11 protein-coding genes are annotated in these 12679 nt (G+C 41.7%); all 11 read left to right on the top strand.

From position 1 onward, the window contains the following. The first annotated feature begins 15 nt into the window (after nucleotides 1–15). The 11 genes from OUY18_RS06875 to OUY18_RS06825 all read left to right on the top strand — a co-directional run bounded on the left by OUY18_RS06875 (nucleotide 16) and on the right by OUY18_RS06825 (nucleotide 12652). Nucleotides 16–318, top strand: coding sequence for a WXG100 family type VII secretion target (locus OUY18_RS06875; RefSeq protein ID WP_268058025.1), 303 nt, complete (start codon nucleotides 16–18; stop codon nucleotides 316–318). A 15-nt stretch (nucleotides 319–333) separates the two neighbouring features. After that, nucleotides 334–636: a pore-forming ESAT-6 family protein gene (locus tag OUY18_RS06870; RefSeq protein WP_268058024.1), complete on the top strand. Its 303-nt coding sequence runs from the start codon at nucleotides 334–336 to the stop codon at nucleotides 634–636. Between the two features lie 95 nt (nucleotides 637–731). After that, nucleotides 732–1058 (top strand): hypothetical protein, encoded by a 327-nt coding sequence (locus tag OUY18_RS06865; protein ID WP_268058023.1) that lies wholly within the window; start codon nucleotides 732–734, stop codon nucleotides 1056–1058. A gap of 7 nt (nucleotides 1059–1065) precedes the next feature. Then, nucleotides 1066–2199, top strand: coding sequence for a DUF6382 domain-containing protein (locus OUY18_RS06860; RefSeq protein ID WP_268058022.1), 1134 nt, complete (start codon nucleotides 1066–1068; stop codon nucleotides 2197–2199). Nucleotides 2200–2223: 24 nt separating this feature from the next. Then, complete coding sequence (locus tag OUY18_RS06855; RefSeq protein ID WP_268058021.1) at nucleotides 2224–3009, top strand: PP2C family protein-serine/threonine phosphatase; 786 nt, start codon at nucleotides 2224–2226, stop codon at nucleotides 3007–3009. Further along, entirely contained in the window at nucleotides 3006–4694 is a 1689-nt protein-coding gene (locus tag OUY18_RS06850) for a serine/threonine protein kinase (protein WP_268058020.1), read from the top strand. Before OUY18_RS06855 ends, OUY18_RS06850 begins: the two co-directional genes overlap by 4 nt. 11 nt (nucleotides 4695–4705) lie before the next feature. Further along, the gene (locus OUY18_RS06845) at nucleotides 4706–5326 is read left to right on the top strand and encodes a hypothetical protein (RefSeq protein WP_268058019.1); all 621 of its coding nucleotides are present in this window, start codon (nucleotides 4706–4708) and stop codon (nucleotides 5324–5326) included. Between the two features lies 1 nt (nucleotide 5327). Beyond that, the gene (locus OUY18_RS06840; RefSeq protein WP_268058018.1) at nucleotides 5328–5777 is read left to right on the top strand and encodes a hypothetical protein; all 450 of its coding nucleotides are present in this window, start codon (nucleotides 5328–5330) and stop codon (nucleotides 5775–5777) included. After that, entirely contained in the window at nucleotides 5774–10888 is a 5115-nt protein-coding gene (locus OUY18_RS06835) for an immunoglobulin domain-containing protein (protein ID WP_268058017.1), read from the top strand. The genes OUY18_RS06840 and OUY18_RS06835 overlap by 4 nt, the downstream gene beginning before the upstream one ends. A gap of 33 nt (nucleotides 10889–10921) precedes the next feature. Further along, the gene (locus OUY18_RS06830) at nucleotides 10922–11218 is read left to right on the top strand and encodes a DUF4176 domain-containing protein (RefSeq protein ID WP_268058016.1); all 297 of its coding nucleotides are present in this window, start codon (nucleotides 10922–10924) and stop codon (nucleotides 11216–11218) included. Nucleotides 11219–11254: 36 nt separating this feature from the next. Beyond that, nucleotides 11255–12652 carry a hypothetical protein gene (locus tag OUY18_RS06825; protein WP_268058014.1) on the top strand — a complete coding sequence of 466 codons (1398 nt, stop codon included), beginning with the start codon at nucleotides 11255–11257 and terminating at the stop codon, nucleotides 12650–12652. Nucleotides 12653–12679 lie beyond the last annotated feature (27 nt).

The following is a 12679-nucleotide window of genomic DNA, read 5'->3' as shown; positions in this document are numbered from 1 at the left end:
AGGAGGTCAAATGCAATGGCAAGAATCATTCAGGTAACACCGGAACAGTTGGAAACATCTGCGGGCAAAATCGAGGGGCTTGCAGGGGATTATAAAACACAATATGACCAGCTGTACAATGAAACCGGCGCAATGGCATCAACATGGAACGGAAAGGATAATTTGGCGTTTATCGACCAAATTGCAGGTTTCAAAGATGACTTTGAAAAAATGCATACTTTAATGATGAATTATGCGGATTTTCTTAAAAAAAGCGCCAAAGCATATCGGGAAACACAGCAGACGATCATGGATCAGGCCCGTAAGCTTGTGAACTAAGAAGGAGGAGTAAAAATGGCTGTTGAAGGAATTCAGGTAACAACGCAAGTATTGATGGATACATCTCAGAAAGTTCGTACAATCAACAATACGCTTGACCAGAAGCTTGCGGAAATTAATAAGTCAATGAACGATTTGGAAGCAACCTGGAAGAGCGATGCGGCGACGGACATCCGCGCGAACATGAACGCATTGAAACCCCGTTTTGAAGAATACAAGGGGATTATTGAATCGTATTGCAAATTTCTTGATGCTACGGCACAAAGCTATGAAACAACCGAAGGTGCAATTCAGAATAACGCCGGATTATTTAAATAATGCTCCAATAAGTATGTGGGTGAAGATTCCTTTCTTCGCCCATGTACTTAAAGCGTTCCATTGGCAGAAATAGAATTCAGATGGGGGCTCTGTATATGATTAATGTATTCAAAGCGTGGGATCAGTCTTCACGGCTTAATACATATGTAGTACGACTAAAATCGTCCCATAAAAATCTTTCAGACGCCAGAGACCTGCTCAACGGTTATTGGCAGGCGGAAGAAATGGGAAAAGTAAACGAGGCAATTGAAAATGCCTTGTCAAAATTAAAGTCAACATCCAGCAAATTAGAGACACTTAGCGATAATATCCTTGAGGTTGCAAAGCAAATTCGAAAAGAAGAAGAGGAAGAAGCGGCGAGAGAAGCAAGAAAAAGGGCACAACGAGCTGTTGAACAAGGAATGAAACCCCATAATATTTGAGGATAATATGAACAAGTTTAAAACAATTACCCGGGATAACCAATCCTGTTTTTGGATAAAAAGCTTAAAAGGGCAGCAGCTTACGATGCGTGAAATCGAAGCGATTAAAAATCAGGAAGTCATCGGTTTACTTCCTGTTACCGTAAAGCAAAAAGAACGTTCCTTTAAACTTGGCTATAACATAACAGGCTATATACCATTATCTGCTTACTTAAAATCACCCATGGATAAAAATGCATTTGCTGTATTAATTGATAATATATTAACGATTTTACAAACACTGCAAAAATCTTTCTTTAATCAAAAATGTTTGCTGCTGGATTTTAAAAATATTATGGTAAACCCCGCAACAAGGCGTGTTTTTTTTATTTATGTGCCAATCCAGCATTTTGATAATCATAAAACATTAAAGGATTTTTTTCTGGAAATTGCCGATACCGTTCTTTTTTTGCAAAACGAAGATACAGGTTATGTTGAAAAATATAAAAGCATTATAAACAGCGGAGTCAATTTTTCCTTATTTGAATTAGAGGGATACATAAAAGAATTATTGGGTCAACCAATTACAATACAAAAGAAAATAAAATGTAAAAAATGCGGCAGGGAAAACACCTTCGGCGTGCGTTTTTGTACGTCTTGCGGCGAGATGTTAATCGAACAAAACAGCAAAGAAGGCACAGTATACAATCCTTTGCATTTCAATGGGGCGCCTCTTTCAAAAGCACTGGCTGAGAATCCGGACGGATGTGAAAACCATACCGATACTCAAAGTTTCAGCGAGGGAACCTCTGTGCTGGGAATTGAAGAGTTTGACGGCACGACGGTACTTGGCGATGAGGAACAGAAAAGAACGGCTCCCTATTTGATTCGGGATAAAACAAAAGAAAAGATCGGTATCGATCAACCGATTTTTAAAATCGGAAAAGAAATGCATTGTGACTATATTGTTTCCGATAACAACGCAGTCAGCAGAAATCACGCGGATATTCTTACAAAAGACGGCCGCTTCTATATCATCGATCATCATTCCACCAATAAAACTTATGTTGATGAAAAGGCGATCCCTGCTCAGGAGGAAACCGAAATTTTTTCCGGCACAAAGCTTCGATTGGGAAATGAAAACTTTGTTTTCTATCTGTAACGGAGCACGAAACAGGAGGCAAAAATGAGAGTGTTAGCGGCATCTTGTACGGATGCAGGCACAAAAAGAAAGATCAATCAGGACAGCTTCTGTATAAAGGCGGCGGATACTCCATACGGCGAAATCGTGATGGCTGCTGTTTGTGACGGCATGGGCGGACTTTTAAAAGGAGAGGTTGCAAGTGCCAGCGTTGTCAATGCTTTTTCAAAATGGTTTGAAGCGGAACTCCCTTCGCAGATCGCCAAAAAGGATATTCATGCCATACAGTATCGCTGGAATCAAATCATACAGGAGCAGAATAGAAAAATCGCCGCCTACGGAAGAGAGAGAAATATTCAGCTCGGTACAACATTGACGGTTCTGCTGCTCCTCGAAGAACGCTTTTTCATCATCGGCCACGTGGGGGATTCAAGAGCGTATGTCATCCACGATAAAATTGAAATCATGACGGAAGATCAGGCGATTGTAGGGCGCGAAGTAAAACGCGGTATCATGACTGCGCAACAGGCGGAAGCGGACCCGAGAAGGAACATGCTGTTGCAATGTATCGGGGCTTCCAAAGTGCTTGTACCGCAATTCGTCGCAGGAAGGCCGGTTCCGGATGCGGTGTATATGCTTTGTACGGATGGTTTTCGCCATGTCTTGACGGAAAATGAAATTTTGGAGGCATTTTCTCCGTGCGTTCTGAAAACGGAAATGATTATGGAACAAAAGGCAAAAGAGTTGGTTGCACGGAACAAACATCGGGGAGAAACGGATGATATAACGGTTTTGCTTATGAAAATGCAAGCGGGGGGAAATGAAATTTGATAACCATTGGATCGGTTGTAGACGGAAAATATGAAATTCTGAAATTAATTGGTCAGGGCGGTATGTCAAAGGTATATCTTGCAATGGATAAACGTCTCAACAAGCAATGGGCGGTCAAAGAGATTGAAAAAAAAGCCAGAGACAAAAACAATCAGGTGATCATTCAAAGCGCAATTGTTGAAGCGAATATGATTAAGAAACTCGATCATCCGTGCCTGCCCAGAATCGTGGATATCATCGATAACGGAAATGTGATCTATGTAATCATGGATTATATAGAGGGAGAGCCTTTGGACAAGGTCTTAAACGAATACGGGGCGCAGCCGCAGGATGCAGTGATTGATTGGGCAAAACAGCTTTGCGAAGCGCTTGAATATCTGCATACCCGGAAACCGCCGATTATTTATCGGGATATGAAGCCTGCCAATATCATGCTTAAGCCCGATGGCTATTTGAAATTAATTGATTTCGGTATTGCAAGAGAATATAAAGAACAGAATCTGGCCGATACGGTGAGCCTTGGGACGAAGGGATATGCGGCTCCGGAACAGTTCGGCGGAAAGGGACAAACGGACGCAAGAACGGATGTTTATTGCCTTGGCGCGACTCTTTATCATTTGGTAACGGGCCAAAATCCGTGCGAACCGCCTTATGAACTTTACCCCATTCGGCACTGGAATCCGCAGTTGTCCGGCGGGCTGGAAAAAATCATACAGAAATGTACACAGCTCAACCCCGACGATCGGTATCAATCCTGTGCGGAACTTCTATACGCATTAAACCATTACGAAGAAATTGATGACGTGTACCGAGAAAAACAAAAATCCAAATTACGGAGGTTTGGCATCGTTGCCGCCTGTTTTCTTTTGAGTCTGGCCGTGGGCTTTTTTGGACAGGCAATGAAGACGCGGACGAACAATGCCGACTACAGCAACAATATTCAAATGGCGGTAAAGGCGTCGACCGACGTTGAAAAGGTTGATTATTACAGGAAAGCAGCCGGAATTAAACCGACTTCCAAGGATGCGTATATCGGTATGATTAATGCGTTCAAGGAAGACGCGGTGTTTACGGTTGAGGAAGAAAAGAAGCTTAAAAAAGAAATAATCCCCCATTTAACACAGCTGAAGCAAACGCAGGATTACGCAGATTTGGCTTTTGAAGTTGGAAAACTGTATTGGTATTATTACGACTATGGCAAAACGAAGCAAAGTGATAACCAAGTAACCAGAATGAAAAGCTCCATTCAGTGGTTTGAGGATGCGGTGAGCTACGGGATAAAAGATACGGATTATTATTACATGGCCGCGGTGTACCGCGATATCGGAAAGTTCAACCGGGATATTACGCTGAATATCGAAGAAGCATCGGACAAAGGAAAGTATGGTCCGTATTGGAACAATATGAAACAATTGCTGTCCATCGTTGACAAGAATCAGGGGGAAAGTGAAATCGTAAAGCTGGAGGTTTATAAGCTTGCAGCCTATTCCATCGAAACCTATGCAAGGAAATTTCGGACGGATGGTATACAGAAAAATGATGTATACAGCGTATTTCATACTGTAAAACAAAGCACGGCGAATATTTCCGCCGCCACAGAAAAAACAGGAGAAATGAAAATGAGTATCATGCGCCGTTTTCCGGATACGGAAAAGGCAATTGAAAATGCGTATCGGAATCAATAGGAGGAATGTAAATGGATGCAGCCAGCTGGCAGATGATTTCAATCGCCGGATTCTCAATTGCAGGAATCCTGCTCTTTGTACTGGTTTTTCTGTTTTTAAAACAAAATATGGTATCTGTGATCGGTGATTTGAGCGGCCGTACCGCATCAAAGCAAATTCAAAAAATCCGGGAGGAAACTGCTGCTCAAGGCAAATATCATAAACCGGGGGTGTTCCGTTTAGAGCAGGAACCATCCGCGAAACCGAAGGGGAAAAGTACCCGATTTACAAAGTCAGGAAATACAGAAAAGACAACCGATTCAAAACAAAAAATCAAAACGGTTAAAGAAGAAAGCCTTCAAACGGAAGTTTTGCGTGAAGAATCCGTTTTTTTGCCTAAAGAATATCCAAAAACCGATGTTTTAGCAGAAGATGCAGAATCAATTGAAGATCACGCAGCCCGTCAAGCTACAGAAGTATTATTCGATGAACAGGTGCTTCCAGAAGATGCAACAGAAGTATTAGCCGACGGAGATGCCACCGAGGTACTGGCGGAAACGGGAATCCATAATGAACAGAATAAAAAGGAAGATGGATATCAGTTCAAGTTGGTTAAAGATGTTAAGGTTATCCATTCGGATGAGGTGATATAGCTTGCTGCGCTCGAAAATCATTCTGACAGGTACCATCATCATGTTGTTTGCTTCCTCTTCTGTTGTTTTTGCGCTTCCATATCTACAGGAAAATAACAATAAAATGATCAGTATATGCGCGGGCGCTGTGTTTTGGGGATTCCTTATTCTTGCATTCGCCTTCTTTTATTTATTTCCTTTAAAAACAGGACAGGAAAAGGCGGAAATAAAGAAAAAATCGAAATGGTTTTATCCCAATAAACCGGCGCTTTTCTTTAATCTTCTTTTTGTTTTGTCTGTTTTTGTAAATGTTTTGATGTTCTTTATCAGACCGCCGTTATGGCAGCAGGCAGCAGCATTGTTTGCTTTGCTCTTTAATTTTGAAATGCATTTTATTTTTCATAGCAATCGCTATGAAGTTTTGTATCAGGATTCAAAAAATAAAAATACCGGGGATGGATGCACGAAATGAACCGTACGAAAGAAAAACTCAGGATAAGGGTAATGGCACTGATTTTATCCGTAGCACTGTTTACAGGTTTTATAGCGCAAAATGGGGTTACCGCTTACGCCACGCATATCGAAGTGGAGGTCCATGTATCGGATGGAACAAATCCATTGGATGATGTAAAAGTTACCGTGAAAGATTCGATGAAGAAATTTCTGAAATCCCAGAATACATCCTCCGGTATCGCAACTTTTGAACTGATATCCGGAAATGAATATTATATTTCAGCGGAGCGTACGGGTTATTATACCGTTGAAAAACATATTCAGGCCGGCGATCATCCGGTAAAAATCAATATGGCGGATACTTCGAAATACTATACGATTCATGTTACGGATAGTAAGAATCCGATTGAAAACGCGGTTGTCTCCGGGCAGACAATCCCTGACGGTTACGACGATGACGACGTAACGGATTCTGGTAAGTTAGAATCCGGGTATAAGGAATCCGGTTCCGTTGACGACTCCGGGCACACGGCTTCGGGCGGATATGCATTTAAAATTGAAACCGATCAAAACGGCGATGCGAAATGCCATGAAATATACCGAACCAATATTGAATGCCAGGGCAGCGGAGCTTCCTCTCATTTTACGGTATCAAAAACAGGGTACGGCAGTTACACCGCCAATACTTTCTATTCGGATCCGGCCGATGGGGAACAAACCATTGTGATTTCTCCCAAACCGGTTTTGATTACCGCGCAACCAGAGAATGTTAATTTACATGTTGGGGATCAATTGACCCTTTCCGTAACGGCAGAGAATGCAACGCACTATCAATGGTACAAGAAAAATATTTCGGATATCATTATGATCGGTTCTGATGATGCCACCCTTTCCCTGTCAAAGGTCACTTCAGCAGATGCAGGAAAATATTATTGTGTTATGTCAGGTGTGTTAGGAGATGTGAGCAGTCAGGAAGCGGTGGTCAACGTTTCGAAAAATGACATAACATTTACGCTGGCCGCTAACCCGTCAACCGGCCAGGTTCGACCGAAATCGATTGAACTTACTGCTACAGGCCTTCCCAAAGATGCATCAGGAATAATAACATTCAAATTCGCAAATATCAATATAAAAACAGTCACACTGCCAGACCGTTCGATAAAGTTTGCGGCAATTGGGCCGGTATGCCGCTATTCGTTTACGGCTGAATACGGTGGAGATGATAAATATTACCCTTCATTCAGTTTGCCACTCGAGTATAATTTTAAAAAAGGCTCACAAACCGGATTCGCTTTTGAGAATCCAGCCCCCCCACAACAAACGTATTTCCCTAAGTTCAGTTTTAAAAATAAAGCTTCCGGAGGCCAAACAGACGGGAAGCCAACCTATTCCATCGCCGGAGGAACAGGAGTTGCAAAAATCGACCCCTCTACAGGTGTATTAACAGACGTTAAAAAGTGTGGATCGATTGATATTCTTGCAACCAAAGCAGGCGATGACGATTATAATCAAACGAGTGCGGCCTATACGGTTACAATTGACCGGGCAGATCAAACGGATTTTGATTTTACAGATAAAAATCCTGGGAATATAAAATACTCGCCATCATTTTCTTTCATAAATACGGCAACCGGCGGGCAGAGCACCGGTGTGGTTACGTATTCCATCATCGATGGGTCGGATTCAGCAAAAATCAATGCGGCCACAGGTGAAATAACGGATGTGACAAGTTGCGGATCCATTGTTGTATCCGCAACAAAAGCCGGAGACGATCTTTATAACCCAATAACAAAGACGTATACCTTGATGGTTGATAAAGCCGATCAAACCGATTTTCTTTTTACTACTCCTGCGCCTGCCCGACAAACCTATTCCTCTGGATTTCGGTTTGTCAATACGGTGAGCGGCGGCCAAACGACAGCGGCCCCTGTGTATTCCATTACAGGAGATACCGGAAAAGCGCAGATTGATTCTTGTACCGGTGAAATCAGGAATGTAACAAAATGCGGAACGGTCGTTGTTACGGCAGCGAAAGCCGGAAATGCAGTTTATAATCCCGCTGATGCCTCCTATACTTTAACCATTGATAAAGCGGAGCAAACCGGGCTGGCTTTTGCAACGGCAAAACCGGCAAATATTAAATACGGACAAACGTTTACCAATCCTGTGAGCGGCGGGCAAAGCAACGGCCCAATAACTTATCAGGTCACGGAGAATTCTGCCGACGCAAATGTTGACGCCTGTGGAACCGTTACGATGGCAAAAACGCCTGCAAATGCAGCGACCGGTTCGGTGACCATTATAGTAACCGCAACAAGGGCTGCCGATGACTTATATCTTGCGAAAACAATCTCCTATCCATTAACAATCGACCGCGACAATATTTCAAATCATGATTTTACAGTGAATGATGCCCCTATAAAGGAAGAAACAGCCTGGTATAACTCAAAATTTGAAAAGATTGTGGTGAAACCGGTTAACGGATACGATCTGATCAGTACAGACGGTACTGCCTGGACAAATGAACTGACGTATACAAACGATGAATTGATAAGGGCTACTTTTTATCTGAAAAAGTCTGCCACCGATGAAATTACAAACCGTGTTACGAAGAAAATCAGTTTTGATAAAACAGCACCAACGGCAAAAATCGCAGTTGACAACAATATCTGGACTTCTTTTATCAATACGGTATCCTTTGGGCTTTTTTACGATTCATCGGAGTCTGTTCGGATTTCCGCAGCGGACAATCTCTCTTCGGTTTCGTCCGTTGAATATTACGAAAGCAATTCGAAATATGAAGAATCAAGCAAGGATGTTTCCGGATTTCCTTGGCGGCCGTATGAGGCGGGAACCAAAATTGAGCTGTCTAAAAAGTCAAACAAAATGGCGGTAATTTACGCGAAGGTAACCGATGGCGCCGGAAATATCGCTTACTTCCGTTCGGACGGAATGGTGTTTGACAATATCAGTCCTACGGTTGAACCGAATTTACCGGAGAATTCCATTCAAATCACATTACCTTCCAGTGAAAAGGTGGGATTGTACAACAGCGATGTTCCTTTCCGGGTGGTTGTAAAAGATCCGAAAACAAACGGGATTGCTTCAGGAATCAAAAGTGTTGTCACAACGATTTCTGCTCCGGGTAAAAAGGATAAGGTAATTACGGTAAAGGCCAAGGAGAAGGAATATAATTCCCGCGATTCCGAATTTGATTCGAATGAAGTCGATAAAGACCTGTTCGAAGCGGACGACTCATTCATTGTCGGAAAGGAATTTGAAAGCAATGATATAACCATTACGGTTGTTGCAACGGATAAAACCGGGAATTCTTATAAAAAAAGCATCGGCTTAGCAATGGATATTACACCGCCTGTCATTCAAGTTGCCTATGACAACAATGCCTTTTCAAACAATACCTATTTGGGAAATAACATAAACAGGAAAGCCATGATTACCATTACGGAGTTGAACTATAAAAATTCCGGTGTTATCTTGGATGTTAAAAAGGACGGTAAAAAGATCAATATTACTCCCGCTTTCCAGGCGGTAGCATCCGATGAGACGGGTAACAATCAAAAGAAATGGATGATGGTGATTGATTACGGCACATTCGGCGACGGTGATTATACATTTGCCGTGAGTTGTACGGATCTCGCAAAAAATGCAAGCAATGCGATTGACTACGGAAATTCAGTCAATCCAACAAAATTCACAATTGATAATACAAAACCGGTGATTGAAGTTACTTACAACAATAATGATGCACGCAATACCAATTACTACAAAGCGGACAGAATCGCGACCATAAAAGTCACCGAGCATAATTGGGGGCTTGACGGTGCTCCGTTCCAATTAAACTTAAAAGCCGAAAATAATGATACCGGAGAATACAGGGAGATTGCAGCTCCTGCGCTAAGCGAATGGACGACCGACGGCGACATACATACGGCAACGATTCAATATGCGGCGGACGGAAAATACACATTTTCAGCGCAGTATTCCGACCTTGCGGGAAACAAAGCGGCTGATTTTGCGGAACAGGTATTCTATATTGATAAAACAACACCGGCACTCGAAATTACAGGGATAGCAGATCAATCGGCGAATAAAGGCGATGTCATACCGGTGGTATCGTATTCGGATAATAATTTTGATACGAATAATGTACGGATCACTTTGAAAGGTGCCAACAGAAAAGCAGTAACACTGAACGGCGGGTATAAAAACGTTACGAATGGCCGGGTTTATACCTTCGTGAATTTCCCCAAAACCCGGAATGTGGATGATATCTATACATTAAATGCCGAAATTACGGACCTTGCAGGGAATGCAACAAATAAAACCATCACCTTTTCCGTAAACCGCTTTGGCTCTGTTTATACTTTGGACAATTCCCTCCAGCAGATCGACAGGAAATATGTAAAGAATGAAATGGATGTAGTAATGACGGAAACAAATGTTGACAGTCTGAAACAGAATACCATTTCCGTGAAAATGACAAAGAACGGGACTCCGAGCGATTTAACGGAAGGCAAGGATTATACCGTAGCGCAAAAAGGCGGCAACGGACAGTGGCGCCAGTATATCTATACGGTAAAGAAATCCTTATTTTCGGGTGACGGGAAATATATGGTAGCAATTTATTCGGAAGATTCCGCCGGAAACGTAAATGAAAATATTGATGAGAAAAAGAAAGCGGAGATTGTATTCGGTGTTGATAAAACCCCGCCGATCATTGAACCGCTTGACCTTCAAAGCAACTGCCAATATGCCCTTGAGCGCAAAGATGCAACCGTTTCCGTAAAAGACAATTTAGTTCTCGATGGAGTTGTCGTCTATTTAAACAATAACGAGGTAAAGTATGCTGCTGATGGTGAAAATTACAGCTTCAGTATTCCAAGTGATAACGCAAAACAAAACGTAAGGATTGTTGCGCTGGATGCGGCAGGGAATAAAACTCCGGTCGAAATTAAAAATTTCCTTGTAACTACGAACGTTTTTACGCGTTGGTTCAACAATACTCCCTTGTTTGTCGGTTCCATTGCCGGTACAGGTGTATTTGCAATTCTATTATTCGCGCTCGTTTTCATAAGTCAAAGAAAAAAGAAAGAGAATCCCAATAAGTAAGATTAAAAAAATAAATTTATGGAGGCATTTCTTATGGATAAATATTTACCGATTGGCTCGGTTGTCATTTTAAAAAACGGGACAAAAAGAATTATGGTTTATGGCCGCAAACAGATTCAGGTTGGAACAGATACAGAATGGGATTACATAGGATGTCTTTACCCGGAAGGCAATATTAATGAAAACTACATGTATCTTTTTAATCATGACCAGATCCATAAAGTATATTTTATGGGATATCAGGATGCGGAAGAGGAAGCATTTTTAAATCGTTATCTTTTAGAAAAAGATAACGGGGATCAAGAAACGGCTCAAGATAAATTTATGTAAATATCCTTAAAATTAAGCGAAAGGGGGATTTATGGTTTGGGGTCTATAAAAGTATCTTTAGACGAGCTGGCAGGTTGTGCAATGCAGTTTCATACGATAGCCATCACATTAGAAGATTTAAAATCCTCTATGGATCATGTATTTGGCAGCGTGGATTCCAAGATAAAGCGGAGAAGAAATATCGACGGGTCCATCGCAGATATTCAAAAAAGTATGAAAGCGTTGTATACTGAAATAGAAAATATCAGCCTGTTTATATCGTCTTCAAAAGATACATATGAAAAGATGGAAACGCGCCTTGAAAAAGAATCAAACAGTTTTATCGATCGACTGGAAGACATAGCCGGACTTAAAAAAGAATGGTATCAAGAAAATTGGTTCAAAATAGCGGTGGGAACCGTGGTTACCGGGATTGCAATAGCGGCTGTTGTAATTGCCGGACCGGAACTGATGGTCATCGCAGTATGTACTGTCGTAGGAGGCGGAATCGGCGGAATAACAGAAGGAATCGAAAGTGTACAGAACGGCGGAACATTTATAGATGGATTCAGCGACGGATTTATGTGGGGCTCAATTGGGGGATTCGCTTCAGGAGCGGTAATCGTTTCCGGAGCAGGATTGGTGGCAAGCTCTTATGCCGGTGGGGCAATCGACAGCGCTGTTTATGCAGGAAGATGTATTCAGGACGGCAGAACGGTAACCGCGGAAGGTGTCGTGGGTAATTTCGTAACAGGTGCAGCCGTTTGGGCCGGAGGAACCCTGATACTTGGTAAAGTAGCAAAATGTGCAGAGGAAAAGCTGGCTAAAAGTGTAATCGATGAAGTAACAACCGCAGGGAATCCTGAAATAATCGGAAAAGAAGCGAAACAGGTTGCTGAGGGCAGGGTATATTCCGGAGAGTTAATGTCTTTAGAAGATGCGGCAAGATATGATAATTTTTGGAGGAATTCAGGTATAGGTTCAGAAAAGACATGGAATGAATTTTCAAAATATAATCCAAACGGTACAATTGATGATTACTTTAAATTAATAAAAGAGCAGTCACCATGGCCTGATGGTTATAACCCCTACAATAATATAATTACTTTAAAGGAAGGAGACACATTTAAAATGGTTTTGGATAGCAAACAAAAAATAACAAAACCCGGCGGATTTGGATTACTAAATGATGTGCCTAGTGTAGATTTTGCTAGAAATGATATGGCAATTAAATTGGATTGGAAGCTAGACTGTGGGAAAGTTGTTGAATATAAAGTGAAGCCCGGAATAAAATTAAATGTACCTTCAGGTCCAATTGGAGCACAAATTGATTTGAGAGCAAATAAATATTTAAAAGGAAATGCTTCAATAACTCAACTTGATTTATTCAATGATTTAGGTAAAGTTAATAGAAATAACTATATAGAGGCAGTACCTGTGTTTTCGGTAAAATGAAAGTATCGCAAAAGGTCTCGAAAAAGT

This window comes from Caproiciproducens galactitolivorans (assembly GCF_026672255.1).
GTDB classification, from domain to species: domain Bacteria; phylum Bacillota; class Clostridia; order Oscillospirales; family Acutalibacteraceae; genus Caproiciproducens; species Caproiciproducens galactitolivorans_A.
Note: the sequence above shows the minus strand (reverse complement) of the source record. Positions and strands in the feature narration are given on the sequence as shown.

What these genes read in the sequence shown, in the direction of transcription:
- OUY18_RS06875 (WP_268058025.1), top strand. Translation starts at nt 16, where the DNA reads ATGGCAAGAATCATTCAGGTAACACCGGAACAGTTGGAAACATCTGCG.
- OUY18_RS06870 (WP_268058024.1), top strand. Translation starts at nt 334, where the DNA reads ATGGCTGTTGAAGGAATTCAGGTAACAACGCAAGTATTGATGGATACA.
- OUY18_RS06865 (WP_268058023.1), top strand. Translation starts at nt 732, where the DNA reads ATGATTAATGTATTCAAAGCGTGGGATCAGTCTTCACGGCTTAATACA.
- OUY18_RS06860 (WP_268058022.1), top strand. Translation starts at nt 1,066, where the DNA reads ATGAACAAGTTTAAAACAATTACCCGGGATAACCAATCCTGTTTTTGG.
- OUY18_RS06855 (WP_268058021.1), top strand. Translation starts at nt 2,224, where the DNA reads ATGAGAGTGTTAGCGGCATCTTGTACGGATGCAGGCACAAAAAGAAAG.
- OUY18_RS06845 (WP_268058019.1), top strand. Translation starts at nt 4,706, where the DNA reads ATGGATGCAGCCAGCTGGCAGATGATTTCAATCGCCGGATTCTCAATT.
- OUY18_RS06835 (WP_268058017.1), top strand. Translation starts at nt 5,774, where the DNA reads ATGAACCGTACGAAAGAAAAACTCAGGATAAGGGTAATGGCACTGATT.
- OUY18_RS06830 (WP_268058016.1), top strand. Translation starts at nt 10,922, where the DNA reads ATGGATAAATATTTACCGATTGGCTCGGTTGTCATTTTAAAAAACGGG.